This is a genomic window from Kytococcus sp. Marseille-QA3725 (assembly GCF_054950055.1).
Window position 1 is genome coordinate 1415096 of the sequence record NZ_JBUCLA010000001.1, and the last position, 26443, is coordinate 1441538.

Genomic DNA, 26443 nt, shown 5'->3' on the forward strand with positions numbered 1-26443 from the left:
CGGTGGATCAGGCCTCCAGCCCCAGGTCGCGGGCGATGAGCATGCGCTGCACCTCGGAGGTGCCCTCGCCGATCTCCAGGATCTTTGCGTCGCGGTAGAAGCGGGCCACGGGGTACTCCTCCATGAAGCCGTTGCCGCCGAACACCTGGGTGGCGATGCGGGTGGCGTCCATCGCGGCCTCGGTCGAGTACAGCTTGGCGATGGAGGCGGCCTTCTTGACCTCCTTCATCGAGCGGCGGCCGGCCTCGAACTCGTCCTTCAGCCAGGCGGCCTTGTAGGTGAGCAGGCGCGCGGCCTCGACCTTGACCTGCAGGTCGGCCACCTGGAAGGAGACGCCCTGGTAGGCACCGATCGGCTTGCCGAAGGCGGTGCGGGTCTTGGCGTACTCGGTGGCGTGCTCGAGGCAGGCCTGCGCGAGGCCGACCGCGAGCGCGGAGATGGCGATGCGGCCATCGTCCAGGGTCTTGAGGAACTGCTTGTAGCCCTCGCCCTGCGCACCCAGCAGGTTGGCCTCCGGCACGCGGCAGTTCTCGAAGGTCAGGCCGTGGGTGTCGGAGATGTGCCAGCCGAGCTTGCGGTAGGCCGGCTCGACGGTGAAGCCCGGCGTGCCCGAGGGCACGATGATCGCGCTGATCTCCGGCTTGCCGTCCTCCTTGGTGCCGGTGCGGGCGGTGACGGTCACGCAGGAGGTGATGTCGGTGCCGGAGTTGGTGATGAAGGCCTTGGAGCCGTTGATGACCCACTCGCCGTTCTCGACGGCGGCCTTCGTGCGGGTGCCGCTGGCGTCGGAGCCCGCGTCGGGCTCGGTGAGGCCGAAGCCGGCCAGGGCCTTGCCGGCCACCAGGTCGGGCAGCCACTGCTGCTTCTGCTCGTCGTTGCCGTAGGTGAGAATCGGGTTGATGCCCAGGCCCACGCCGGCCGAGAGCGTGATGCCCATCGACTGGTCCACGCGCCCCAGCTCCTCGATGGCCAGGCACAGGTAGGTGAAGGGGCCCTCGTCGTCCAGGCCGGCGCCACCGAACTCCTCGGGCACCACCAGGCCGAACAGGCCCATCTCGCCCATCTTCGGGATGAGCTCGGTCGGGAAGTACGACTCGGCGTCCCACTTCTCCACGTTCGGGGCGATCTCCGCCTCGGCGAACTGGCGGACCACCTGACGGAAGTCCTCGTGGTCCTTGGAGAGCTCGAACATGCGGGGCCTTTCCTCGGGGTCTGTGACTGCTGACGTCGTCCTGGTGACCGCGCCGGGGTCGCCCTCACGAGGGGCCGGCACCGTGGTGGCGCGCATCACACCACCGCAGAGCATATGCGCTACCCATCGGTGGGCGGCGCGCCCCGGGGCGAGTCAGGCCCGGTCGGCCAGGAAGGCGTCGGTCTCCGCGGCGTCGGGCGCGGTGTCCGGCCCCGGGCGGGTCACGGTGAGGGCCGCCGCGGCGTTCCCCCGGCGGCAGGCCGTCACCCAGTCCTCCCCCGCCAGGTGGGCCGCGAGCATCGCACCGCAGTGGGTGTCCCCCGCCCCGTTGGTGTCGACCGGCTCCTGCGGGAAGCCGGGCACCTCGACGGTGCCGTCGCCGGGCGCGACCACGGCGCACCCGGCGTCCCCGTCGCGCACGACGACCACCGGCACCGGCGTCCCCCCGTCGGTCAGGTGGTCGGCCGCGGCCCGGGCCGCCTCCACCATCGAGCCGGCCGCCCGCCCGACCAGCGCGTCGGCCTCGGCGAGGTTGGAGGTCCAGACGGTGGTGCGCTCCAGCACCTGCCGCCGCACGTCGCCGGAGAGGCCCGCGAACACCGCGCCCGGGTCCAGGCACACCTCGACCCCCTCGGGCAGCCCACCCAGGAACTCCAGCAGGGGTCCGCGAGTGGGCTCCAGCAGCGTGTAGCCGGAGACGCACACGACGTCACCGGGCGCCACCCGCGCCGTGGCGAGCGAGTGGGCGGTGACGCGTCGCTCGGCTCCGCGGGTGGTGATGAAGGTGCGCTCGGCGTCGTCCTCCACCAGCACCACGCACACCCCGGTGTCCAGCTCCTCCACCACGGGTGCGCTGGCGGCCACGTCCGCTGCCGCGAGCGCCTCGCGCACGAGGTCGCCGCGCGGCCCGGCGCCGACGGACCCCGCGTGGACGGCAGCCGCCCCCTGCCTGCGAGCGGCCACCAGCGTGGTCACCGCTCCCCCGGCGTACCGGGCGTTCGAGCGGGCCATCACGTTGTCCCCCGCGGCCGGGAGCGCCGGGACGTGGAAGACCTCGTCCACCAGCGCCTGGGCGGTGTGCACGAGCCGGGAACCCACCGGGTGGGCGTGTGCGTCCATGGGCACAGAGTGCATCACGCGCGAGGGGTGAGCCGCGCCACGTTAGAGTGCCGCCCATGGCTCCAGTGACCTCCGTGCTCATCGCCAACCGTGGCGAGATCGCCGTCCGCATCGCCCGCGCCTGCGCTGACGCAGGCATCCGCTCCATCGCCGTCTACGCCGACGCAGACCGCGATGCCCTCCACGCCAAGGTGGCCGACGAGGCCTACTCCATCGGAGGCAACACCCCCGCGGAGTCCTACCTGGTGGTGGACAAGCTGCTGCAGGTGGCGAAGGACGCCGGCGCCGACGCGGTGCACCCCGGGTACGGGTTCCTCTCCGAGAACGCCGACTTCGCGCAGGCCGTCATGGACGCCGGTCTCACCTGGATCGGCCCGCCCCCGGAGGCCATCGACTCCCTGGGCGACAAGGTGAAGGCCCGCCACATCGCCGACGCGGCCAAGGCCCCGCTGGTGCCCGGCACCAAGGACCCGGTCGAGTCCTCCGACGAGGTGCTCGCGTTCGCCGACGAGCACGGCCTGCCGGTGGCCATCAAGGCCGCCTACGGCGGCGGTGGCCGTGGCCTGAAGGTCGCCCGCACCCGCGAGGAGATCCCCGAGCTGTACGACTCCGCCGTGCGCGAGGCCGTGGCCGCGTTCGGCCGTGGCGAGTGCTTCGTGGAGCGCTTCCTGGACTCCCCCCGCCACGTCGAGACCCAGTGCCTGGCCGACCAGCACGGCAACGTCGTGGTCGTCTCCACGCGCGACTGCTCGCTGCAGCGCCGTAACCAGAAGCTCGTCGAGGAGGCCCCGGCCCCCTTCGTCACCCCGGAGCAGGACGCCGAGCTGCGTCGCGCCTCGAAGGACATCCTGAAGGCCGCCGGCTACGTCGGCGCCGGCACCTGCGAGTACCTCATCGGCACCGACGGCACCATCTCCTTCCTCGAGGTGAACACCCGTCTGCAGGTGGAGCACCCGGTGACCGAGGAGGTCACCGGCATCGACCTGGTGCGCGAGCAGTTCCGCATCGCCGCCGGCGAGGAGCTCGGCTACGACGACCCGGAGGTGCGCGGCCACTCCATCGAGTTCCGCATCAACTCCGAGGACGCGGGACTGAACTTCATGCCCTCCCCCGGCACCGCGACGACGCTGAAGGCCCCCGCCGGTCCCGGCGTGCGCATGGACTCCGGCATGGTCGAGGGCGATGCCGTCGCCGGCGCCTTCGACTCGATGCTGGCCAAGCTGATCGTCACCGGCCGCACCCGCACCGAGGCGATCGAGCGCTCCCGCCGCGCGCTGGACGAGTTCGTCGTCGAGGGCATGCCCACCGTGCTGCCCTTCCACCGCGCCGTGGTGCGTGACGAGGCCTTCGCGCCGACCGACCCGGACCAGCCGTTCAGCGTGCACACCCGCTGGATCGAGACCGAGTTCGACAACCAGATCGAGCCGTACTCCGGCCCGACCGCCGACGCCGAGGAGAAGGCGCCGCGGCAGGAGATCATGGTGGAGGTCAACGGTCGCCGCATGGCCGTGACCCTGCCCGGCGACCTCGCCCTGGGTGGCGGTGGTGCGGCCGGTGGCGGCGCCCGCAAGAAGGCCCCCAAGCGCAACCGTGGTGGCGGCGGTGCCGCTGCGGTTTCCGGCGACGCGGTGACCGCGCCGATGCAGGGCACCATCGTGAAGGTGGCCGTCGAGGAGGGCGCCACCGTGGCCGAGGGCGACCATGTGGTCGTGCTCGAGGCCATGAAGATGGAGCAGCCCATCAAGGCCCACAAGGCCGGTGTGGTGACCGGTCTGAGGGCCACCGTCGGCGAGACGGTGAACAACGGTGGCGTGATCTGCGAGATCAAGGACGCCGAGTGAGCTGAGGCGCACCTGCGCCGAGCCTGCACGAAGGGGCCCCGTCGACCGGACCAGGTCGGCGGGGCTCCTTCGCGTGGGCGGCGCACCGGGCCAGCGGTGCCCGGTTTTGCGGGCCGCGCTGCAGGGTCCTGCGATTGTGCGGCACCACCCATCACAGTGCTGCGTTCGTGCAACACCACCCAGCACCGTGCTGCGTTGGTCCCACGGCGTGGGACGAACCCAGCACCGTGATGCCCTGTCGTCACGGGCATCCCCGCCGACGGCACCGAGCAGGAGCTCACCGACTGGTCCGCCGGCTCGGGCAGCGTGCACCGTTCGACCCGGAGACCGCATCGAACGGTGCACCAGCCCGGACATCGGATCTGGAACCTCGCCACCCCACCACCGAGTCGTCGAGATTCGCCGTTCACCCTGCTCAGTCGTCGCCTCTCGCAGCTTCAGGCGGCGCTGAACCGCACAACGCGACGACTGAGCTGGGGCCGGGGCGCGCAAGGGCCCAGGCCGTCCCGGACGCTTCTCGGCGATGGGGCCCTGACGCTGCGCGGACGGCGCTCCGCCACGTCCCCCTCCTCGCCCCCACACCGGGTCGTCGTGTTTGGCAGTTCAGACCCGCCGAAACCGCCGAACACGACGACCGAGCGGCCCCTGCGTGTGGGGCGGCCACCGAGCGGCCCAGGACACGGCGCGCCACGGCACGACCACTAGGCCGTGGGCGAGGCCCCTGCGTGTGCGTGCACCGTTCGCCTCGCGGACCGACGCGAACGGTGCACGGCCCCGCCCGGCTCAGTTCTCCCGAGTGTGCAGGCGGCGGGCGGCCTCGGCGATCGTCCCGGACATGGACGGGTAGACGGTCGTCGTGCTGGCCACCTGGTCCACGGTCAGGCGGTGGTGCACGGCCAGGGCCACCGGGTAGATGAGCTCCGAGGCCTGCGGGCCCACCACCACGCCGCCGACGACGACGTCCGCGCCCTGGGTGGCGTAGAGCTTCACGAAGCCGTGGCGCACGTTGCGCATCTTGGCCCGGGGGTTGTTGGCCAGCGGCAGCATGACCTCGTTGACGCGGACCGTGCCCTCGTCGATCTCCTTCTGCCCGATGCCGACCGTCGCGATCTCCGGGTCGGTGAAGATGTTCGAGCTCACCCCGGCCACCCGCAGCGGGGAGACGGCCTCGCCCAGCGCGTGGCTCATGGCGATGCGCCCCTGCATGGCGGCCACCGAGGCCAGCGGCAGCACGGCCGTGCAGTCACCGGCGGCATAGATGCCACGGACCGTCGTGCGCGAGACCTTGTCCACCACGATGTGGCCGGAGTCCGCGGTGTGGACACCGGCCTCCTCCAGGCCCAGGCCGTCGGTGTTCGGCACCGAGCCGACGGCCATGATGCAGTGCGAGCCGGTGACGGTGCGCCCGTCGGTCAGCGTCACGAGCACCTTGTCCCCCTGCCGCTCCACGGACTCGGCGCGCGAGCCGTTCATGACCTCCATGCCGCGCTCCCGGAAGACCGTCTCCAGCACCTCGGCGGCGTCCGGGTCCTCCCCCGGCAGCACGCGGTCGCGCGAGGAGACGAGCACGACCTCGCAGCCGAGCCCGAGGTAGGCGTGCGCGAGCTCGGCACCGGTCACACCGGAACCGACCACCACGAGCTTGCGGGGCAGCTCGGTCAGGCCCCACACCTGCTGCCAGGTGAGGATCCGCTCCCCGTCCGGCCGCGCCGTGGCCAGCTCGCGGGGCGAGGAGCCCGTGGCCAGCAGGATCGTGTCCGCGGTCAGCGTGGAGGTGGCGCCGTCGGTGGCGGTGACCTCGACCTCGCCGGACCCCAGCAGGCGCCCCCGCCCGTTGAGCACCGTCACCCCGGCCTCGTCCAGCGAGGTGCGGATGTCCGCCGACTGCGCCGCCGCCAGGTCCGTGACGCGCTTGTTGGCCGTGGCGAGGTCGGTGTGCACCTCCACGCCGTGCAGCACCGGCTCCCGGGTGGCCGGGTCGCCGTCGTCCTCGGAGAACTCGAGCCCCATCCGGCTGGCGTTGAGGAAGCGGTTGCGGTACTCCGCCGTCGCGATGAGCGTCTTGGAGGGGACGCAGTCGGTGAGCACCGAGGCTCCCCCCAGACCGGTCTCCTCGACCAGGGTCACGGTGGCCCCGGAGGCCGCCGCGGTGAGGGCGGCCTCGTACCCGCCGGGACCGCCGCCGATGATGATGACCTGAGCTGCGCTGTCGACCATGCCCCCATCCAACCACCGAGGCGGGGCGCGGGGTGCGGGCCGTCTTGGCCCACGAGAGGGGCCCCGGGTCGTTAGGGTGGACACGTGGTGCACCCCGAGAATCCCCGCCCGTTCGACGACCCGGCCGCCGACCCCCGGGAGATCGCACGACGCGCAGCGCAGGACGTCGCCCGACTCTCCGGTGTCGAGCGGCACGACATCGCCCTCACCCTGGGCTCCGGCTGGGGCACGGCCGCCGACCTGCTCGGCGAGCCCGTCGCCTCCTTCGACCAGTCCGAGGTGACCGGCTTCCCGCCGCCGGCCGTGGCCGGCCACTCCAGCACCATGCGTTCCCTCGCCGTCGAGGGCGAGGACGGCCGCACCCGCCGGGTGCTGGTGTTCGGCAGCCGCACCCACTTCTACGAGGGCCACGGGGTGCGCCCGGTGGTGCACACGGTCCGCACCGCAGCGGCCGCGGGCTGCTCGGTCATGGTGCTCACGAACGGCTGCGGCGGGCTGCGCCCCGAGTGGGCGCCCGGCACCCCGGTGCTCATCAACGACCACATCAACCTCACCGCGAGCTCGCCGCTGGAGGGCGCGACCTTCGTCGACCTCACCGACCTGTACACCGCCCGCCTGCGAGAGGTCGCGCGCACGGTCGACCCCGACCTGGACGAGGGGGTGTACGTGCAGTTCCGCGGACCGCACTACGAGACCCCGGCCGAGGTCCGCATGGCGCGCACCCTGGGCGGCGACCTGGTGGGCATGTCCACCACGCTGGAGGCCATCGCGGCCCGGGAGGCGGGCATGGACGTGCTGGGCCTGTCGCTGGTGACCAACGCCGCCGCCGGCATCAGCGAGGACCCCCTGAGCCACACCGAGGTGATCGAGGCCGGCCGCGCCGCCGCGGACCGTTGCGGGTCGCTGCTGGCCGGGATCGTCCCCCGCCTCTGACCCACCCGACACACACCGACCACCGAGCGACACGTCGCGCACCTTCGAACGGAGACACCGTGGAGCCCACTGCCGCAGACCAGCAGGACCTGTTGGAGCGCGCCCGGACCTGGCTGGCCGACGATCCCGACGAGACCACCCGTGCCGAGCTGCAGGAGGTCGTCGACCGGGCCCCCGACGACCCGGCCGCGATGGCCGACCTCGCCGACCGCTTCAGCGGCCTGCTCGAGTTCGGCACCGCCGGGCTCCGCGGAGCCCTCGGGGCCGGCCCGCACCGCATGAACCGTGCCGTGGTCATCCGCGCCGCCGCCGGCCTGGTCCGCTGGCTGCAGCAGCGCGGGACGAACCCGGTGGCCGAGCCGACCGTGGTGATCGGCTACGACGCCCGCCACGGCAGCCACCAGTTCGCCCTGGACACCGCGGCCGTGTTCGTCGCCGCCGGTGGCTCGGCCATCGTGCTGCCCGAGCCGCTGCCCACCCCGGTGCTCGCGTTCGCGATCCGCCACATCGGCGCCGACGCGGGGGTGATGGTCACCGCGTCCCACAACCCCCCGCAGGACAACGGCTACAAGGTGTACCTGGGCGACGGCAGCCAGATCGTCCCGCCGGTGGACGCCGAGATCGCCGAGCAGATCCGGGCCGTCGAGTCGGTCGCCTCCGTGCCGCGCGCGACCGAGGGGTGGATCACCGCCACCGACGACGTGCGCGAGGCCTACCTCAAGGGCGCAGTGGGCGTGGTGGACCCGGAGGGCCCCAAGCAGGTTTCGGTCGTCTACACGGCCCTGCACGGCGTGGGCAACGACCTCGTGGTCGAGGCGTTCGAGGAGGCCGGCTTCCCCAGCCCCAAGACGGTGTCGACGCAGTCGGAGCCCGACCCCGACTTCCCGACCGTCGCGTTCCCCAACCCGGAGGAGTCCGGGGCGATCGACGAGGCCCTCGCCCTGGCCTCGCGCATCCAGCCGGACGTCGTGATCGCCAACGACCCGGACGCCGACCGCTGCGCCGTGGCCGTGCCGGACCCCGAGGCCGTCAGCGACGAGGACCCGGCCGGCTGGCGCATGCTGCGCGGTGACGAGGTGGGCGCCCTGCTGGGCAACCACATCCTGCGCCGCGCGGCCGAGCAGGGGGGCCTGCCCGAGGGCTCGGTGTTCGCGAACTCCATCGTCAGCTCCCGCCTGCTCTCGCGCATGGCGGCCGCCGCCGGCGTGGAGCACGTCGAGACGCTCACCGGCTTCAAGTGGATCGGTCGCGTGGAGCAGCTGGCCTTCGGCTACGAGGAGGCGCTCGGCTACTGCGTCGACCCGGAGCACGTGAAGGACAAGGACGGCGTGAGCGCGGCCCTCATGGTGGCCGAGCTCGTGGCCCGGCTGCGCTCCGGCTCACGCACCCGCACCGTGCTGGACCTGCTGGACGACCTGGCGCTGGAGCACGGCGTGCACGCCACGGACTCGTTCAGCATCCGCGTCGAGCAGCTCTCGCAGATGCAGACGGTCATGTCCGCCCTGCGCGCCGAGCCGCCGAGCTCGCTGGGCGGCTCCGCGGTCGTCGAGGCCGACGACCTGACGCAGGGCTGGCGGGGTCTGGAGCCGACCGACGGCCTGCGCTGGGTGCTCGAGGACGACACCCGCGTCATCGTGCGCCCCTCGGGCACCGAGCCGAAGGTGAAGGTCTACCTGGAGGTCGTGGTGCCGGTGGAGTCCGGTGACCTGCCGGCCGCCAAGCACCTGGCCCAGGAGCGCCTGGCCACCGTGCGCGCGGAAATGGAGCGCCTCACGGCCCTCTGAGCCACAGGTCCTGGAGACGCTCCGCGAGGCGGTGCCGGTTGGTCCCGGCACCGCCTCGCGTGGTTCAGAGCACCAGCAGCGCCAGCGGCACCAGCACACCGAGTCCGAGCAGCACCGCCGCCACCGGCGAGACCTCGCGCGTCGTCGGCCGCGGGTCGGCCTCCTCGTGCCCGCCGGCCAGCGCGTCGGCGTGGGCGTCTCGCGCCCCCCGCACCGTCGCGGCGAGACTCTGCAGGTCCGGCAGCATCTCGATCTCGGGCTCGACGGGGCCCTCCCCCGGGCCCGCGTCGAGCGGCCGGATGAGGCCCAGCCCGGTCACGTCGGCCGAGTGCTCCACCCGGGAGGGGTCCCGGTAGGACGAGCCGACGGCCCACGCCCGATGCTTCCCGGTCTCTGACTCCACCTCGAGGCTCCAGCGCGAGCCCACGCGGCGCACCCGCTGCCACGGGACGTCCACGGTGCGCACCGGGTTCACGATCGTCACGCCCCGCTCGTCCATCGCGATGCGGGGGCGCCACAGCAGCACCCACGCGAGCGCCGCCCCGGAGAGGGACAGCAGGGCCGCGGTCCACGAGAAGGGGCGGGTCAGCGCCGCCATCACCAGGAAGCCCGCGGCCAGCAGCCACGAGATCACCGCGAGCACACGGGCGCTCCGCGGGTGCACCAGCTGCGCCGGGCGCCGCCTCGTCGGCGAGCCGGCGGGGCGGGTGCTGTCGGTGGGCTGGTGCGTCATCGAGGAGGTCTCCGAGCGTTGCGGGGGGCGGTCGAGCGCTCCGGCACTGGTCCGGCGCGCGCACGTAGGATCATCCCCCATGGCCGACGATCCCTCCGCCACCACCTCGCCGGACGCCGCACACCGCGCGCAGGTGCTGCTCCTGACCGGGCCCAGCGGATCAGGCAAGACCCGGCTGGCGCGCCGGCTCGGCCAGACCCACGGCTGGCCACTCGTGCCGCTGGACGACTACTACCACCCGTTCGACGCCCCGGACCTCCCCCGCCGCCCGGACGGGCTTGTCGACTGGGACCACGTGGGCACCTGGGACGTGGACGCCGCCGAGGCGGGCCTGCACGCCCTGGTGGGCACCGGTGCCACCGAGGTGCCGACCTACGACATCTCCACCTCCAGCGTCGTCGGCCGGCGGACGGTCGAGCGCGGCGACGCACCGATCGTCGTGGCCGAGGGCATCTTCGCCGCCCACCTGGCCCCGCGGCTCGAGGAGGTCGGCCTGCTCGCCGCGGCCTGGTGCATCACGGCCGGCCCGTGGACCACGTTCGCGCGGCGGCTGGCCCGGGACCTCGCCGAGCGCCGCAAGCCGCCCGCGGTGCTCTGGGAGCGGGGCAACCGCCTGCGGCGCACCGAGCCGCAGTTCGTCGCCCAGCAGCGCACCCTCGGCGCGCGGGTCATGTCGCCGCGCGACGGGGAGCACACCGCCGCCGTGCGCTGGGGCGCCGGTCGCGGGGTCTGAGCACCGGGGGTCCGGGCCGCGACAGGTCCGGGCGTGCGACGTCCGCCCGCGCGACCGACCGGAAGGTCGGACGTGGCACCGCGAGTAGGCTCGGGGCCATGACTGCACGCCTCACCCCCGGCACCGAGCTCACCCTGCAGCAGGTGGCCGACCTGTTCGACCACGCCCTGCTGAAGCCCGAGCTGACCACCGACGACGTGCGCTCCGGCGTCCAGGAGGTGGCGGCGCTCAACGCCTTCAGCGTCTGCGTGCGGCCCAGCGACATCCGCCTGGCGCGCGAGACCATCGCGGCGACGGTGGCCTCCGGGGCCGACGAGGGCGACGGGGAGCCCAGCCGCACCACCGTGTGCACCGTGATCGGCTTCCCGCACGGCACCACGTCGACGGCCACCAAGGTGGCCGAGGCCGAGCAGGCGATGACCGACGGGGCCACCGAGCTCGACATGGTGCTGAACATCGGCCGCCTGCGAAGTGGCGAGGTCGACGCCGTGCGCGAGGACATCGCGGCCGTGGTGCAGGCCGGTCACGCCCGGGGCGTGCCGGTGAAGGTGATCTTCGAGACCGCCCTGCTCGACGACGAGCAGAAGGTGGCCGCCTGCCGCGCCTCCGAGCAGGCCGGCGCCGACTTCGTGAAGACCTCCACCGGGTTCGCCGGCGGCGGTGCCACCCTGCCGGACGTGCGCCTCATGCGGCAGAACACCGCGGAGGACGTGCAGGTGAAGGCCTCCGGCGGGGTGCGCGACGTCGACACCCTGCTGGCCATGCTGGCCGAGGGGGTCACCCGCATCGGAACCAGCTCCACGGCCGCGCTGCTGGACGGGGCCCGCGAGCGGCTGGCCGCCGGCACGCTCGTGGTGCCCGAGCCCGCGGAATCGCTGGCGACTCCGCAGCCCGACAGCACCTACTGAGGCCGGCCCGGACACACGCCGCCCCCGAGCCCGTGCGGGCTCGGGGGCGGCGGCGCGTCCGCGGGGTGCGCGGTCGTCAGCCCGCGATGCGGTCGATCACCAGCGAGCGCTCGAACGGCTCGGCCGACGGGTCGATCGTCACGGCCCCGTCCAGCGTGTCGACACCGCGCTGCAGGCGCTCGGCCGTCTCGGTGTGGCAGGTGAAGAGCACCTGACCGGCCTCGACGCGCTCGCCGACGCCCACGTGCCAGCGCACACCGGCGCCGCCCTGCACCGGGTCCTCCTTGCGGGCCCGACCGGCCCCGAGCCGCCACGCGGCGAGGCCCACCTGGTAGGCGTCCATCGCGGTGAGCACGCCGGTGGTCTCCGCGATCACCTCGGCGGTGTGCTCCCCCAGCGAGAGCTCTGCCTCGGCGTCACCGCCCTGCGCGGCGATCATCTGCTTCCAGACCTCCAGCGCGCGGCCGGAGTCCAGCACCTGCTCGACGTCGACCTCCTCGGCCCCCTCGACGCCGGAGGCCAGCACCATCTCCCGGGCCAGGGCGAGCGTCAGCTCGCGCACGTCGGCCGGACCGCCACCCTGGAGCACCTCGACGGACTCGACGACCTCGAGCGCGTTGCCGGCGGTGCGGCCCAGCGGCGCGGACATGTCGGTCAGCAGCGCGACGGTGGTCACGCCTGCCGCGTTGCCCAGGGCCACCATTCGCTCGGCGAGGGCCCGTGCATCGGCCTCGGTCTTCATGAACGCACCGGAGCCCACCTTCACGTCCAGCACCAGGGCACCGGTACCCTCCGCGATCTTCTTGGACATGATCGAGCTCGCGATGAGCGGCATCGCCTCGACGGTGCCGGTCACGTCGCGCAGCGCGTAGAGCTTCTTGTCCGCCGGGGCCAGCCCCGTGCCGGCCGCGCAGATGACCGCGCCGACCTCCTCGAGCTGCGTCATCATCTCCTCGTTGGAGAGGTCCGCCCGCCAGCCCGGGATCGCCTCGAGCTTGTCCAGGGTACCGCCGGTGTGGCCCAGACCGCGGCCGGAGAGCTGCGGGACGGCCACCCCGCAGGCGGCCACGAGCGGCGCCAGCGGCAGGGTGATCTTGTCGCCCACGCCGCCGGTGGAGTGCTTGTCGGCGGTCGGGCGGCTGAGGGTGGAGAAGTCCATCCGCTCGCCCGACGCGATCATCGCGTTCGTCCAGCGCTCGATCTCCGCCGGTTCCATGCCGTTGAGGTAGATCGCCATCGCCAGGGCCGACATCTGCTCGTCGGCCACGTCTCCCCGGGTGTAGGCGTCGATCACCCAGTCGATCTGCTCGTCCGACAGGCGCTCCCCGTCGCGCTTGGTGCGGATGATGTCCACGGCGTCGTGCTGCTGTGCGCTCATGGCCACCATGGTTCCACGCCCGGCCACCCCGGGGCACGCGTGCTCCACGCACCGCGGCCCGCCCTGCAGGTGGCAGGACGTGCCGCGGTGGGACAGGATCGAGGCGGTGCTCAGTCCTCGTCCGGGTGCGCCATCAGGTGCGCGAGGGAGACACCGAGGGCTCCCCAGATGGCGGTGAGGTACAGGACCATCATCACGATCGCACTGGTGCTCATGCGCGGCTCCCTTCCATGGGGTGGACGTTGTCCGGGTCGTTCAGGTCGTTGCCGTCCTCGTCGAGCTCGTGCTGCGGGATCAGCTTGTGCTCCTTGCGCCACGGGACGAAGGTCAGCAGCACCGAGAGCACCACCATGGCGGCGGTCAGGCCCCAGCCGAAGGTGTTGAGCAGCTGGTCCGGGTAGCCCTCGTAGTTCTCGGCCAGCAGGCCGGTCACCGACTGCCAGATGGTCGTGGCCAGCACCAGCGGGGTGATGACGGAGACGCACAGCATCCAGATCTTGCCGACCTTGAACGAGCTGACCGCGTTGAGGTGGTCGGCCAGGGCGGGCAGGGCCCGGGCGATGAGGCCGACGGACACGGCCATCAGGCACGTCGCTCCGACGAGGATCACGTTGTTCACCCAGTTGTCGGTGATGTCCAGCACGTACAGGCCGGTGGTGCGCGGGTAGAGGAGCATCGACGCCGCGGCCATCGCCACGCCGGTGATCAGCGTCGAGGCCCGCGGCGGGACGCCGAACTTCTCGCCGAAGGAGGCGCCGACCACCTGCATGAGGCTGATGAGCGAGGTGATGCCGCCGACCAGCAGACACCCGAAGAACAGTGCCCCGAAGAGGGAGCCGAAGGGCATCTCGTTGATCAGGGCGGGGAAGACCACGAAGGCCAGGCCGGGTCCGCTGGCGACGGCCTCGCCGACGGGCACCTGCTGCTGCGTGGCGAGGAAGCCGATGCAGGCGAACACGCCGATGCCGGCCAGCACCTCGAAGCCGGCGTTGGAGAAGCCCACGACCAGGCCGGAGCCGGTCAGGTTGGTCCGGCGCTTCAGGTAGGAGGCGTAGGTGAGCATCGCGCCCATCGTCACCGAGGTGCTGAAGAACACCTGGCCGTAGGCGGCGACCCACACCTTCGGGTCCTTGATGGCCGACCAGTCGGGGGTGAAGAAGGCGTCGAGCCCCTGGGCCGCGCCCTCCAGGAAGAGCGCACGGATGACCAGCGCGGCGAAGGTGAGGATGAGCAGCGGCAGGAAGATCTTGTTGACCAGGCCGATGCCCTTGTCCACGCCGATGAACACGATGGCGATGCTGGCGATCCAGATGCCCGCGAGCGCGATGGCGGTCGGCGTGACGAACGAGCCGAGCGCCGCCGGGTCGGTGATCTGCAGGAAGTCCTCGTTGAAGAAGGTCTCGGTGTCCGAGCCCCACTTCTTGCCGAAGGAGAAGAAGAAGTAGCGCACGGCCCACGCCAGGATCACCGCGTAGTAGGTGGTGATGGCGAAGCAGAGCAGCGCCTGCATCCAGCCGAAGGGCTCCAGCCAGCGACGCACGCGGCTGAAGGCCAGTGGCGCGGAGCCACGGTTCTTGTGCCCCAGCGAGTAGTCGAGGAAGAGCAGCGGGATGGCCGCGGTGACCAGGGCCACCAGGTACGGGATGAGGAAGGCGCCGCCACCGTTGGCGTAGGCCACGTACGGGTAGCGCCAGATGTTGCCGAGACCAACGGCGGACCCGATGGCGGCGAGGATGAAGACCGTGCGCCCGGAGAAGGCTTCACGACCGGCCGACTCACGTGCCGGCGCGTCGGACGGGCGGTACGCGGACGCGCCACCAACGGATGGGGACATCTCTGACCTCGTGGGTGTCGTAGGGACAACAGGCAGAGGCATCATTGCCCGGGGCCCCGCAGACCCCAAGGGTTTGCGGGGCCCCACGACCGATCGTTGTGCAAACGTGATGCGGCTCACGACACCGCGCACCGGGACCGATCCCGGCATCCTGGGGCCAGATGGCTGCCCCTCAGGCGAGGTCGTCCGGGCCGAAGGCCAGCGGCACCAGCTCGGTCACGGTGAGCGGGTGGCCGTCGGGCGTCATGACGAGGCAGTCCCCTCCCCCGTGCTCGACGAGCAGCTGACGGCAGCGGCCGCAGGGCATGACCACCTCGCCGTCCCGCTGAACGCAGGCGACGGCCCGCAGCCGCCCACCACCGGTGGAGACGAGCTGGCTGACCATGCCGCACTCGGCGCACAGGGTGACACCGTAGCCCGCGTTCTCGACGTTGCAGCCGCTCACGACGCGGCCGTCGTCGACCAGCCCCGCCGCACCCACGGGGTAGTTCGAGTACGGCGCATAGGCCCTCGCCATCACCGCCCGGGCGGCGTCCAGCAGGGCGTCCCAGTCGATCGTCGTCTCGTCCGCTGCGTGCATGCCGCTCCTTCCGGTGGGGTGCACCCGACCCGTCGGGGGCACCCCACCGACGGTAGCGGCCGTCAGACCGCCTCGCCGGCGTGCGGGGGCCGGGCGACGCCCGCGGCGCGCAGGCCCAGCACCAGCAGCAGCACCGACAGCAGCGCCGCCAGTAGGCCGAACCAGCCGTTGCCGGTGGCACCCTGCACCAGGTAACCGACCAGCGAGGCGGCTCCACCCGCCATCGCGTAGGGCAGCTGGGTGTTGACGTGCAGCGGCAGCGAGGTGCCGGCGCCGGTGGCCGAGAGGATCGTCGTGTCGGAGATCGGCGAGCAGTGGTCGCCGAGCACGGCGCCGGCCAGCACCGCGCCGAGCGCGGGGACCACCATCTCCGGGGCGTCCACCGCGATGAGCAGCTCGCCACCGATGGGCAGCAGGATGCCGAAGCTCCCCCAGGAGGTGCCGGTCGCGAAGGCGATGACGGCGGCCACCAAGAAGAGCGCGGCCGGCAGCCACACCGCCGGCAGGCCGGAGGTCTCCACCAGGTGGGCCAGGTACTCACCGGTCCCCAGCTCGCCGATGAGGGCTGCGGTCACCCAGGCCAGCACCAGCACGATCACCGCGGGCAGCATGGAGCGCACACCGTTCACCCAGCCGAGGACGAACTCCTTGAGACCGAAGCGGGACTCGGCCCTCGTCTCGGCCAGGTACACACCGACGGCCACGAGCAGACCGAGCAGACCACCCCAGGCCAGGGAGTGGGTCACCTGCGTGTTCTCGAACATGTCCATCACCGATGGCGAGGACACCCCCGCGGCCACGGCCTCCCGGTACCCGGTGACGAACAGGGCAGCGACGACGCCCAGGGTCAGCGCCAGGAAGGGAGCGATCAGGCCGAGGATGCGACCGGGGTGCTTCACGGGGAGGTCCTCGGTGAGCTCACCGCCGGGGTTCTCGCTCGGGTCGATCGCGTCGCCGGTGCGCAGCGCCCGGGACTCCTCGCGCAGCATCGGGCCCGCGTCGACGCCGAACAGGACCACCAGCGCCACGAGCAACAGTGCGACCCACGCGTAGTAGTTCACCGGCAGGGTGGCCAGGAAGGCACTCAGCGGCGAGTGGTCCAGACCGGCGTCGGCCACGATCGGCGCCACGAGCAGGATGATGCCGGCTCCCCAGCTGGAGAAGGGAGCGAGCACGCAGACCGGCGCCGCCGTCGAGTCGATGAGGTACGCGAGCTTGGCGCGCGACACCCGGCGGGCGTCCGTGACCGGCTTGGAGATCTGCCCCACGGCCAGCGCGTTGAAGTAGTCGTCGATGAAGATCGCGACGCCCAGCAGTGCAGCGAGGCCCTGCGCCCCGCGCCGGGTGCGAATGTGCCCGGAGGCCCAGTCCGCGAAGGCCCGGGCACCACCGCTCATGGTGATGAATGCGGTGATGACCCCGAGCATGAAGAGGAACAGGATGATCAGCGCGTTGTAGTCGTTGAAGCCCCGTTCGGCCGGGTCGCCGGTGAACACCCAGAAGATCTCCACCAGGGCCGTGCCGATCTCCTTCACGGCCTTCACCACGTCGCCGTCGAAGAGCACCAGGGCGGCAGCGACGATGCCAGCCCCCAGCGAGACGCCCACCCGCTTGGTGGCCACCACCAGACCGACGGCGAGAAGAGGCGGCAGCAGGCTCAGCCAGGGGACGGCCTCGAGCCACGAGCTCTGCTCGGCGGCGGCCTGGGTGGCGGTCAGGTGGATCATGAGCGGATCCTAGAGGGCCGCAGCGGGACGCCGGGCCGCTTCAGGAGGCGCTCCGGCATCCGACGGGAGCACCGGAGATCCTCCGGCGCACCGGGCGACGCGCCGGAGGATCTCCGGTGCGGTTCAGGTCTGCGCCGCGATCCCCGCCACGAGCGCGGGGCCCGCGTAGATGAAGCCGGTGTACACCTGCACCAGGTCGGCCCCGGACGCTCGCAGGGCCGCGCCGTCCTGCGGGGTCATGACGCCGCCGACGCCGATGAGCGGCAGGTCGGTGGCCGCGGCGAGGGTCGTCACGACGCCACGGGCTCGCTCGGTCAGTGGGGCCCCGGAGACGCCACCGGGGCGCTCCCGGCGGTGCATCCACGCGTGGTCCCCGGGCGTGAGGCCGTCACGGGACAGAGTCGTGTTGGTCGCGATCATCCCCGCGACGCCGGCCTCCCGGGCGATCTCGGCCGCACCGGTGAGCGCCGCGTCGTCCATGTCGGGCGCCACCTTGCACAGCACCGGCACCGGCAGCTCACCCGCACGGTCGGCGCGGCGCGCCTCGGCGTCGACGACTCCCCGCAGCAGGTGGCGCAGCGGCTCCGGGTCCTGCAGGCCCCGCAGCCCCGGGGTGTTCGGCGAGGAGATGTTCACCGCCAGGTACTCGGGCAGTCCCGCCGCGACCTCGACGCAGCGGACGTAGTCCTCCAGCGCGCGGTCCAGTGGCGTGTCCTTGTTCTTGCCGACGGACAGACCCACCGGGATCGTGAGGCCACGGTCGCGGGCCTCGCGCAGGCGCTGCACCGCGGCCTCGACGCCCGCGTTGGGGAAGCCCATGGCGTTGAGCACGGCCCGGCTGGCCGGGAGCCGGTGCACGCGGGGACGCGGGTTGCCCGGCTGCGGGCGCGGGGTGACCGTGCCGAGCTCGACGTGGCCGAGGCCCATCGCCTGCCAGGCGAGCAGCGCGTGCCCGTCCTTGTCCGCGCCGGCGGCGAGGCCGACCCGGTGCGGGAAGCGGGCACCGGTGAACTCGATCCCACCGGCCGGCTCGGCGCCCGGCGCCAGTCCCCCGGTCACGGCGGCCAGTGCCGTGAGCGCACCGGGCACCTGCTCCACCGCGGCGGCCAGCCGCAGCGTCGTGTGGTGGGCGGACTCCGCGTCACCGCCTCCGAGGCGGAAGAGCACGGGCCGCGCGAGCCGCTCGTACCCGGTGGCGAGCAGCGCCTCGCGGGCGTGCGCGATGCGCGCGCGGCGGTGTGCGGGTTCCTCAGGGGGATTCACAGGTGCCTCGGGGCGGTGCGGCTGCGTCACGTCAGGTCCTCCCGACCGAGCTCGTTGAGTCGTGCCACGACGCCCTTGACGTCCTGGGCCCGCTCGCGGGTGGTCACCAGCACGGCGTCGGGGGTGTCCACCACGACGACGTCCTCCAGCCCCATGGTCACCACGGTGCGGCCCTTGGAGGTCATGACGAAGCCGGTGGCGTCCTCGCCGATCACCTCACCGCCCCCGGTGGTGACCAGTCCGTCGACCTCACGACCGGCACCGAGCCGCCCGAGCACCGCACCGAGCGAACCGAAGTCGCCCACGTCGTCCCACGGGAAGTCGCCTGGCACGCAGGCGACGTCGCCGGTGGCGGCGGCCGGCTCCGCGACGGCGTGGTCGATCGCGATCTTGGTGATCGGCGACCACAGGTCGGGCAGGCGGGCCAGGTCGTCGTCCGCCGCGATGGCCTTCAGCGCCTCCACCATCTGCGGGTGGTTGCGGCCCAGCAGGTCCAGCAGCGCAGAGGCCTTCACCACGAACATGCCGGCGTTCCAGCGGTACCCGCCCTGGGCCAGGAAGGCCTCGGCACGCGCGGCGTGGGGCTTCTCGTGGAAGGCCTCCACGGCCACGGCCGACGGGGCACCGTCCACGTCCAGCGGCTCCCCCACCCGGATGTAGCCGAAGCCCGTGGCCGGTCGCGTCGGCTCGATGCCGATGGTCACCAGCTTGCCGGTGCGGGCGACCGCCACCGCCTCGCGCACGCAGGCGTGGAAGGTCGACTCGTCCCCGATCAGGTGGTCGGCGGCGAACGAGCCGATCACGGCCTCCGGGTCGTGCCGGGTGATGATCGCGGCGGCCAGACCGATCGCCGGCATCGACTCGCGCGGCTCGGGCTCCACCACCAGGCCGTCCGTGCCGAGCCCCGGCACCCCGCCGCCCAGCTGCTCACCGGTCACCTGCTCGCGCACGCGGTCGGCGTGGGCGCACCCGGTGACGATGGTGATCCGGTCACCGGCCAGCGGCCGCAGGCGGTCCAGGGTGCTCTGCAGCATCGACCGCCCCCCACCGGTCATGTCCTGGAGGAACTTGGGGGCCGACGAGCGGGAGACCGGCCACAGGCGGGTTCCGGAACCCCCCGCAGGAACGATCCCCCAGAACCCGTCGACGGTCTCGCTGCCGGTGCCGGTGGTCATGGTGCCGAACACTATCCGGCGCGCCGGGTTGGACAACTCGGCCTCCTCGGGGCACCGTGACTCGGGTGCGCGTCGCCATCGTCACCGAGTCCTTCCTCCCCGCTCTGAACGGAGTCACGACCAGCGTCTGCAAGGTGCTCGAGTGCCTGGCCGACGCCGGGCACGAGGCGGCCGTCGTGTGCCCCCGCTCCTCCACCCTGGCTCCCGAGGACCAGGTGCCGACCACCTACGCGGGCTTCCCCGTCCACCCGGTGGCGTCCGTGCCGGTCCGCAAGTTCCGGGTGGGCATGCCGGGCTACGACACCGAGGCCGTGTTCCGCGGCTTCAGGCCCGACGTGGCCCACGTGGCCTCCCCCTTCGTGCTGGGCGTCAACGCCCTGTCGGTGGCCCGGCAGCTGCGCGTCCCGACGGTGGCGATCTACCAGACCGACATGCCCAGCTACATCCGGCAGCACTCCGGCCCCGCGGGCCACATCGCGGCCACCGCGGCCTGGCGGTGGATCCGCCGCATCCACGCGCAGGCCGACCTGACGCTCGCCCCCTCGCAGGCCGCGCTGTCCGACCTGCGGGCCCACGACATCCCGCGGACCGCGCTGTGGGGGCGCGGCGTGGACGCCAAGCTGTTCCACCCCGACCGCAAGCAGACCGACGCGGTGCGCCGCCTCAAGGCCGAGCTCGCCCCGAACGGCGAGGTGCTGCTGGGCTACGTCGGCCGACTGGCCCCGGAGAAGGAGCTGCACCGCTTCCTGGAGCTCGCCGACCTGCCGGGGGCGCACATGGTCTTCGTCGGGGACGGTCCGAGCCGCGCGCTGCTGGGCCACCAGTTCCCCGACGCCGCGTTCCTCGGTCGCAAGGAGGGCGAGGACCTGGCGAACGCGTACGCCGCCTTCGACGTCTTCGTCCACGCCGGAACCCGCGAGACCTTCGGCCAGACGCTGCAGGAGGGTGCTGCGGCGGGGCTGCCCGTGGTGGCACCGGCCCGGGGTGGTCCGCTGGACCTCATCGAGCACGGCGGCACCGGCTACCTGTTCGACCCGGACCGGGCCGGGTCGCTCCGTGAGTGCGTGGCGCACCTGGTGACCGGCCCCGACGCAGCGGCCCTGCGTGAGCAGATGGGGCGCGACGGCCGCACCGCCGTGGAGAGCCGGTCGTGGACGGCCATGGTGGACCGCCTCATCGAGTACTACGAGCAGGTGATCCCGCTCCACGCCGCCGGTCGCCGCGTCGTCTGAACGGCGCACGACGTCCGGGGCCCCGCGCCCACCCGTGGGCCGAGCCGCTCAGAGCTCCCGGCAGGTGCCCGTGCCGAGCTCCCACGAGTCGAGCGGGCGCCACACCCCGTCGGGGCCCGCGACGTAGCGGGTGAAGTGGTCCACCGTGAACACCGCGGAGAAGTCGGCGAGCATCTCCATCGCCCGGTCCAGGGAGCCGGCCGGGACGTTGTGGGCGATCGTCACGTGCGGGTGGTACGGGAACTGCAGCTCCATGCCCAACGGTCCGTCGTGCACCAGCGACTCCAGGCGCCGGCACTCGTCCGCTCCCCGGACGAGCGGGCTGTAGACGACCTGCGAGACGGGACGGAAGGTCTCGGTCCCCCGCAGCTCCACCGTGAACGGGGTGACGGCGGACGCCGCCCGGGACAGGTGCCCGGCCACCAGTGACCGATCCGCCCGCGGCATGGTCAGCGGCGGCATCAGGGTGATGTGGGTCGGGACCGCGTGCGCTTTCTCGTCGCCGAGGTCCCGACGGGCCTTGCGCAGCTCGTCGGCCCACGGCCCGGGAACGGGGATCGCGACCCCGATGTCCATCGTCACGTCGGTTCTCCCTCAGGCCCGCGTCGCGGGAAGGAATCCCATCGCCTCGCGAGCACGTTCGAGCACCGGCGCCGCCTTCTCCCGGGCCTGCTCGGCCCCCTTAGCCAGGATGCGGTCGAGCTCCGCCGGGTCGTCGAGGAGCTCCGCAGCCCGCTCCCGCGCGGGGGCGAGCAGTGCGTCCACGGCCTCGGCGGTGGCCACCTTCAGCGCACCGTAGCCCTGCCCCTCGAAGCGCTCCAGCAGCGCGTCCACCGTCTCCCCGGAGGCGACGGCGTGGATGTTCAGCAGGTTCGTCACGCCGGGCTTGTTCTCCTGGTCGTACGCGATCACGGCGTCGTTGTCCGTGACGGCGGACTTGAGCTTCTTGGTGGAGGCCTTCGCCTCCTCCAGCAGCCAGATGACGCCCTTGTCGGTGCTCGCCGACTTGCTCATCTTCTGCGTGGGCTCCTGCAGGTCCATCACCCGTGCGGACTCCTTGGTGACCCGGTACTCGGGCACCACCAGGGTGTCGCCGAAACGGTGGTTGAACCGCTGCGCGAGGTCCCGCGTCAGCTCCACGTGCTGCACCTGGTCGTCACCCACCGGCACCAGCGCGGTGTCGTAGAGCAGGATGTCCGCCGCCATGAGCATCGGGTAGGTGAACAGGCCCACCGTCGTGCTGCCGGTGCCCTGCTTGGCGCTCTTGTCCTTGAACTGCGTCATGCGGCTGGCCTCGCCGAAGCCGGTCAGGCAGTTCAGCAGCCAGGCGAGCTCCGCGTGCTCCGGGACGTGCGACTGCACGAACAGCGTGGAGCGCTCCGGGTCGACACCACCGGCGATGAACTGCGCAGCCGTCCGCCGGGTGCGCTCGCGCAGCAGCTCCGGGTCCATCGGCACCGTGATCGCGTGCAGGTCGACCACGCAGAAGAGGGCCTCGTGCCCGTCCTGCATCGGCCCCCACTGCGACAGGGCACCGAGGTAGTTGCCCAGGTGCAGCGAGTCGGAGGTGGGTTGCATGCCCGAGAACACCCGAGGCGTCCCGGTGCGCTGGTAACCGACGGCGGAGTCGACACTCATGCGCCCCATTCTGGCACTGGCCGCCACCTCGCTTCCCACCGTCCTCACGACGCCCCCCCTGCACCCGCCCGATGCGGCCACCGCTCCACCCGGGCAGTACCGTGGGCGCAGATCCACGACACACGTACAGGAGGTTCTCGTGACCCACCCCGTCAAGGTCGCCGTGACCGGCGCCGCCGGTCAGATCGGCTATTCGCTGCTGTTCCGCATCGCCGCCGGTGAGCTGCTCGGCCCGGACACCCCGGTCCAGCTCCGCCTGCTCGAGATCACCCCAGCCCTCCCGGCCCTCGAGGGCGTCGTCATGGAGCTCGACGACAGCGCCTTCCCGCTCCTCGCCGGCGTGGAGATCGGCGACGACGCGCACAAGATCTTCGACGGCGCCAACGTCGCCATGCTGGTCGGCGCCCGCCCCCGCGGCAAGGGCATGGAGCGCTCCGACCTCCTGGAGGCCAACGGCCAGATCTTCACCGGCCAGGGCAAGGCGCTCAACGACAGCGCCGCCGACGACGTCCGCATCACCGTCACCGGCAACCCGGCCAACACCAACGCGCTCATCGCGATGAACAACGCCCCGGACATCCCCACCGAGCGCTTCTCCGCCCTCACGCGCCTGGACCACAACCGCTCCCTGGCGCAGCTCGCGCGCAAGGCCGGTGTCTCCACCACCGACATCCGCCGCATGACCATCTGGGGCAACCACTCGGCCACCCAGTACCCGGACATCTTCAACGCGGAGATCAACGGCAGGAACGCCGCCGAGGTCGTGGACGACCAGCAGTGGCTGGAGAACGACTTCATCCCCACCGTCGCCCAGCGCGGTGCGGCCATCATCGAGGCCCGTGGCTCCTCCTCGGCCGCCTCCGCCGCGACCGCGACGATCGACCACACCCGCACCTGGCTGCAGGGCACCGCCGAGGGCGACTGGACCTCCATGGCCGTCCGCTCCGACGGCTCCTACGGCGTGCCGGAGGGCCTGATCTCTTCCTTCCCGGTCACCACCGAGGACGGCAACTGGGAGATCGTCCAGGGCCTGGACGTCAACGACTTCTCCCGCGGCAAGATCGATGCCTCGGTCGCCGAGCTCTCCGAGGAGCGCGACACCGTCCGCGAGAAGGGCCTCATCCAGGGCTGACGCCCCGGAACAGCCAGAACGGGCCGGTCCCCTCCCAGGGGGCCGGCCCGTTCCGTCGTTCAGAGCTCGATGAGGCGCGACATCATCCACAGCAGACCGGCGGTGACAAGCCACATGAGCACGTCCACCACCCGGCTGCGCGTCACCAGTCCCCCCGCCGCCCGCTCGGGCGCCACCGAGCGCGCGACGGCGGCGATGACCGCCCCCACCGCCATCACCACGATGGCGGGGCGCACGTGGTCGACCGCCACCATCACCAGCCCGGCGACGACGAACAGCGTCGGCACCCACCACAGCCCCAGGTCCACCAGCGTGTCGCACGGGTGGATGTCCGGCCCCCGCTTGTCCGCGAGCGGACCGCTCCACCCCGTGCGGAGCTCGTGGTCGTCAGGAACCGGCGGCACGCTCGGCGGCCTCGACAACGTTCTGCAGCAGCATGGCCCGCGTCATCGGACCCACGCCACCGGGGTTGGGGCTCACCCAGCCCGCCACCTCGGCGACGTCCGGCGCGACGTCGCCGACGATCTTGCCGTCCACGCGCGAGACGCCCACGTCGAGCACCGCGGCACCGGGCTTCACCATCTCCCGCGTCACCGTGCCCGGCACACCGGAGGCGGCCACGATGACGTCCGCGGCCTTCAGGTGCGCCGGCAGGTCGCGCGTGGCGGTGTGCACGACGGTCACGGTCGCGTTCACCTCGCGCAGCGCGAGCATGAGCGACAGCGGCCGTCCCACGGTCAGCCCGCGGCCGACGACGACCACCTCGGCGCCGGACAGCGGCACGTCGTGGCGTCGCAGCAGCTCGATGATGCCGGCCGGCGTGCAGGCACGCGGCGCGGGCACCCCGTGCACGATTCTGCCGAGGTTGTAGGGGTGCAGCCCGTCGACGTCCTTGTTTGGCGCCACGCGCGAGAGCAGCGCGAACTCGTCCAGCCCGGTGGGCTGCTGCACGAGGAAGCTGGTGACGCGGTCGTCGTCGTTCAGCTCGTCGATGAGCCGCTCCACCGTCGCCTGGTCCGTGCCGGCCGGCAGGTCGTGCCGGTAGCTTGGCAGGCCAATCTCCTTGCAGTCCTTGTGCTTGGCCCCCACGTACCACTGGCTGCCGGGGTCCTCCCCCACCAGCACCGTCGCGAGACCCGGGGTGTGTCCGGCCTCCAGCAGGGCACTCACCCGACCGGTGAGGTCCGTCTTGATCTGCTGGAGTACCTGCCGGCCGTCGAGGATGCGCGCAGTCATGGCGACATGTTCCCACGGCCGGTGCGCGCCCCCACGGAGGGCGCGCACCCCGCCGGATCAGTGCGCGAAGTGGCGTGTGCCGGTCAGGTACATCGTCACGCCGGCCTGCTGCGCGGCGGCGACGACCTCCTCGTCCCGCTTGGACCCACCGGGCTGGACGACAGCCTCCACGCCGGCGTCCAGCAGCACCTGCAGACCGTCGGCGAACGGGAAGAACGCGTCCGACGCCGCGACCGAGCCCCGGGCCCGCTCGGCACCGGCACGGGAGACCGCCAGCTGGCAGGAGTCCACGCGGTTGACCTGCCCCATGCCGATGCCGACGCTCGCGCCGCCCTTGGCCAGGAGGATCGCGTTGGACTTGGTCGCCCGCACCGCACGCCAGGCGAACTGCAGGTCGGCCAGGGTCTGCTCGTCGGCCGCCTCGCCCGAGACGAGCTGCCAGTCGGCGGCGTCGTCGCCAAGGGCGTCGAGCACGTCGCGCTGCTGCACCAGCAGACCGCCGCTGATCGGGCGCTGCTCGAGGCCGCCGCGCTCCGGCGCCCGGGCCGTCAGCAGCCGGATGTTCTTCTTGGCCTGCAGGATCTCCCGCGCCTCGGGCGCGAAGGAGGGCGCGACGACCACCTCGGTGAAGATGTCCTTCACCGTCTGGGCCATCTCCACGGTCACCTCGCGGTTGGCGGCGATGATGCCGCCGTAGGCGCTCACCGGGTCGCACGCGTGGGCCCGGGTGTGCGCGGTCGCGATGTCCGGCCCCACCGCGATGCCGCACGGGTTCGCGTGCTTGATGACGGCCACGGTCGGCTGGTCGCCGTGGTCGTGGGCGGCACGCCAGGCGGCGTCGGCGTCCACGTAGTTGTTGTAGCTCATGGCCTTGCCGTGCAGCTGCTCCGCACCGGCCACGCCCGGCGCCGGGGCGCCGCCGGCCACCGGCTCGCGGTAGAGCGCGGCGGACTGGTGCGGGTTCTCGCCGTAGCGCAGGGTCTCGGCCAGCTCCCACGCGGCCGACCGGTCGGCGGGGAACACCACGGCCGGCTCCCCCGCGTCGGTCCCGGCGTCCACGGCCCCGTCGGAGTCCACGTCCACCGCGCCGTCCTGCGCCATCCAGGTGGAGACGGCCACGTCGTAGGCCGCGGTGTGGGCGAATGCCCGGGTGGCCAGGCGCTGACGCGCCGCGAGGTCCAGGCCGCCGCCGCGCACGGCCTCGAGCACCTGCGGATAGCTGGCCGGGTCCACCACCACGGCGACGCTGCCGTGGTTCTTGGCCGCGCCACGCACCATCGACGGCCCGCCGATGTCGATCTTCTCGATGATCGCGGCACGGTCCGCGCCGGAGGCGACCGTCTCGGCGAAGGGGTAGAGGTTCACCACCACCAGGTCGAAGGCGGCCACGCCCAGCTCCTGCAGCTGCTGCTCGTGCTCGGGCCGGGTGCGGTCGGCCAGGATGCCTGCGTGGACGGCCGGGTGCAGCGTCTTGACGCGGCCGTCCAGGCACTCGGGAAAGCCGGTGACGTCCTCGACGGCGGTCACGGGCACGCCGATCTCCCGCAGCCGGGCGGCGGATCCGCCGGAGGAGACGATCTCGACGCCGGCGTCGGCCAGACCCCTGGCCAGGTCGTCCAGGCCGGTCTTGTCGAAGACGCTGATGAGCGCGCGGCGGATGGGGCGGACGGTGGACTCGTTGCTCACGGTGACTCCCGTTCGGTCGGTTGCGGGGCACCCAGGCGGGCGATGCCCACGATGCGTCACTTCCCGGTGGTCCTCCACCCGCGCCAGTCGTGTGGGCTCAGT

Annotated in this window: 23 protein-coding genes and 1 riboswitch; of the genes, 7 read left to right on the forward strand and 16 right to left on the reverse strand. The window is 72.6% G+C overall.

All coding sequences use genetic code 11. The features are described 5' to 3' along the window. Positions 1 to 7: 7 nt before the first annotated feature. Both ACY8FT_RS06490 and ACY8FT_RS06495 read right to left on the reverse strand, forming a co-directional pair. Complete coding sequence (locus ACY8FT_RS06490; protein WP_462418085.1) at positions 8 to 1192, reverse strand: acyl-CoA dehydrogenase family protein; 1185 nt, start codon at positions 1190 to 1192, stop codon at positions 8 to 10. Positions 1193 to 1345: 153 nt separating this feature from the next. Further along, complete coding sequence (locus tag ACY8FT_RS06495; RefSeq protein WP_462418086.1) at positions 1346 to 2311, reverse strand: PfkB family carbohydrate kinase; 966 nt, start codon at positions 2309 to 2311, stop codon at positions 1346 to 1348. Between the two features lie 56 nt (positions 2312 to 2367). Between ACY8FT_RS06495 and ACY8FT_RS06500 the strand changes: the two genes are divergently transcribed. Next, on the forward strand, positions 2368 to 4152 hold the full coding sequence (locus ACY8FT_RS06500; RefSeq protein WP_462418087.1) for an acetyl/propionyl/methylcrotonyl-CoA carboxylase subunit alpha: 1785 nt from the start codon (positions 2368 to 2370) through the stop codon (positions 4150 to 4152). A gap of 783 nt (positions 4153 to 4935) precedes the next feature. Here the strand turns inward: ACY8FT_RS06500 and ACY8FT_RS06505 are convergent. Next, positions 4936 to 6369, reverse strand: a complete 1434-nt coding sequence (locus ACY8FT_RS06505) for an NAD(P)H-quinone dehydrogenase (RefSeq protein WP_462418088.1) — start codon at positions 6367 to 6369, stop codon at positions 4936 to 4938. An 84-nt stretch (positions 6370 to 6453) separates the two neighbouring features. Here ACY8FT_RS06505 and ACY8FT_RS06510 point away from each other — a divergent pair, with 84 nt between their 5' ends. Both ACY8FT_RS06510 and ACY8FT_RS06515 read left to right on the forward strand, forming a co-directional pair. Next, a complete protein-coding gene (locus ACY8FT_RS06510; RefSeq protein WP_462418089.1) occupies positions 6454 to 7302 on the forward strand; it encodes a purine-nucleoside phosphorylase in 849 nt (282 codons plus the stop codon). A 59-nt stretch (positions 7303 to 7361) separates the two neighbouring features. After that, the gene (locus ACY8FT_RS06515) at positions 7362 to 9086 is read left to right on the forward strand and encodes a phospho-sugar mutase (RefSeq protein ID WP_462418090.1); all 1725 of its coding nucleotides are present in this window, start codon (positions 7362 to 7364) and stop codon (positions 9084 to 9086) included. 64 nt (positions 9087 to 9150) lie between these two features. Here the strand turns inward: ACY8FT_RS06515 and ACY8FT_RS06520 are convergent, their stop codons facing one another. After that, a complete protein-coding gene (locus ACY8FT_RS06520) occupies positions 9151 to 9819 on the reverse strand; it encodes a PH domain-containing protein (protein WP_462418091.1) in 669 nt (222 codons plus the stop codon). 79 nt (positions 9820 to 9898) lie between these two features. Between ACY8FT_RS06520 and ACY8FT_RS06525 the strand changes: the two genes are divergently transcribed. Beyond that, on the forward strand, positions 9899 to 10552 hold the full coding sequence (locus ACY8FT_RS06525) for a uridine kinase family protein (RefSeq protein WP_462418092.1): 654 nt from the start codon (positions 9899 to 9901) through the stop codon (positions 10550 to 10552). Between the two features lie 98 nt (positions 10553 to 10650). Then, positions 10651 to 11460, forward strand: a complete 810-nt coding sequence (gene deoC, locus ACY8FT_RS06530) for a deoxyribose-phosphate aldolase (protein WP_462418093.1) — start codon at positions 10651 to 10653, stop codon at positions 11458 to 11460. A 76-nt stretch (positions 11461 to 11536) separates the two neighbouring features. Here deoC and ACY8FT_RS06535 read toward each other — a convergent pair whose 3' ends face one another. From ACY8FT_RS06535 to ACY8FT_RS06565, 7 genes are all read right to left on the reverse strand, one after another. Further along, positions 11537 to 12838, reverse strand: coding sequence for a thymidine phosphorylase (locus ACY8FT_RS06535; protein ID WP_462418094.1), 1302 nt, complete (start codon positions 12836 to 12838; stop codon positions 11537 to 11539). Positions 12839 to 12948: 110 nt separating this feature from the next. Further along, positions 12949 to 13053: a methionine/alanine import family NSS transporter small subunit gene (locus ACY8FT_RS06540; RefSeq protein ID WP_462418095.1), complete on the reverse strand. Its 105-nt coding sequence runs from the start codon at positions 13051 to 13053 to the stop codon at positions 12949 to 12951. Beyond that, entirely contained in the window at positions 13050 to 14672 is a 1623-nt protein-coding gene (locus ACY8FT_RS06545; protein WP_462418096.1) for a sodium-dependent transporter, read from the reverse strand. Before ACY8FT_RS06545 ends, ACY8FT_RS06540 begins: the two co-directional genes overlap by 4 nt. A 172-nt stretch (positions 14673 to 14844) precedes the next feature. Beyond that, entirely contained in the window at positions 14845 to 15252 is a 408-nt protein-coding gene (locus ACY8FT_RS06550; RefSeq protein ID WP_462418097.1) for a cytidine deaminase, read from the reverse strand. Positions 15253 to 15314: 62 nt separating this feature from the next. Then, positions 15315 to 16979, reverse strand: a complete 1665-nt coding sequence (locus ACY8FT_RS06555; RefSeq protein WP_462418098.1) for a Na+/H+ antiporter NhaC family protein — start codon at positions 16977 to 16979, stop codon at positions 15315 to 15317. Positions 16980 to 17102: 123 nt separating this feature from the next. Beyond that, positions 17103 to 18272: a quinone-dependent dihydroorotate dehydrogenase gene (locus ACY8FT_RS06560; protein ID WP_462418099.1), complete on the reverse strand. Its 1170-nt coding sequence runs from the start codon at positions 18270 to 18272 to the stop codon at positions 17103 to 17105. Beyond that, a complete protein-coding gene (locus tag ACY8FT_RS06565) occupies positions 18269 to 19417 on the reverse strand; it encodes a mannose-1-phosphate guanylyltransferase (protein ID WP_462418410.1) in 1149 nt (382 codons plus the stop codon). Before ACY8FT_RS06565 ends, ACY8FT_RS06560 begins: the two co-directional genes overlap by 4 nt. A gap of 65 nt (positions 19418 to 19482) precedes the next feature. Between ACY8FT_RS06565 and ACY8FT_RS06570 the strand changes: the two genes are divergently transcribed. After that, complete coding sequence (locus tag ACY8FT_RS06570) at positions 19483 to 20649, forward strand: glycosyltransferase family 4 protein (protein ID WP_462418100.1); 1167 nt, start codon at positions 19483 to 19485, stop codon at positions 20647 to 20649. Between the two features lie 48 nt (positions 20650 to 20697). Here the strand turns inward: ACY8FT_RS06570 and ACY8FT_RS06575 are convergent, their stop codons facing one another. Together ACY8FT_RS06575 and trpS are read right to left on the reverse strand one after the other, a co-directional pair. After that, the gene (locus tag ACY8FT_RS06575; RefSeq protein ID WP_462418411.1) at positions 20698 to 21225 is read right to left on the reverse strand and encodes a 2'-5' RNA ligase family protein; all 528 of its coding nucleotides are present in this window, start codon (positions 21223 to 21225) and stop codon (positions 20698 to 20700) included. A gap of 18 nt (positions 21226 to 21243) precedes the next feature. Beyond that, a complete protein-coding gene (gene trpS / locus ACY8FT_RS06580; RefSeq protein WP_462418101.1) occupies positions 21244 to 22287 on the reverse strand; it encodes a tryptophan--tRNA ligase in 1044 nt (347 codons plus the stop codon). A gap of 139 nt (positions 22288 to 22426) precedes the next feature. Here trpS and ACY8FT_RS06585 point away from each other — a divergent pair, with 139 nt between their 5' ends. After that, a complete protein-coding gene (locus ACY8FT_RS06585) occupies positions 22427 to 23419 on the forward strand; it encodes a malate dehydrogenase (protein WP_462418102.1) in 993 nt (330 codons plus the stop codon). Between the two features lie 59 nt (positions 23420 to 23478). Here the strand turns inward: ACY8FT_RS06585 and ACY8FT_RS06590 are convergent, their stop codons facing one another. Genes ACY8FT_RS06590 through purH form a run of 3 tightly spaced genes read right to left on the reverse strand, consistent with a single transcriptional unit; the run spans position 23479 to position 26341 of the window. Continuing rightward, complete coding sequence (locus ACY8FT_RS06590; protein WP_462418103.1) at positions 23479 to 23823, reverse strand: DUF3017 domain-containing protein; 345 nt, start codon at positions 23821 to 23823, stop codon at positions 23479 to 23481. Further along, entirely contained in the window at positions 23807 to 24655 is an 849-nt protein-coding gene (locus tag ACY8FT_RS06595) for a bifunctional 5,10-methylenetetrahydrofolate dehydrogenase/5,10-methenyltetrahydrofolate cyclohydrolase (RefSeq protein WP_462418104.1), read from the reverse strand. The genes ACY8FT_RS06590 and ACY8FT_RS06595 overlap by 17 nt, the downstream gene beginning before the upstream one ends. A gap of 57 nt (positions 24656 to 24712) precedes the next feature. Next, positions 24713 to 26341 carry a bifunctional phosphoribosylaminoimidazolecarboxamide formyltransferase/IMP cyclohydrolase gene (purH, locus tag ACY8FT_RS06600; protein ID WP_462418105.1) on the reverse strand — a complete coding sequence of 543 codons (1629 nt, stop codon included), beginning with the start codon at positions 26339 to 26341 and terminating at the stop codon, positions 24713 to 24715. Positions 26342 to 26363: 22 nt separating this feature from the next. After that, positions 26364 to 26442, reverse strand: a riboswitch (ZMP/ZTP riboswitch). Position 26443 lies beyond the last annotated feature (1 nt).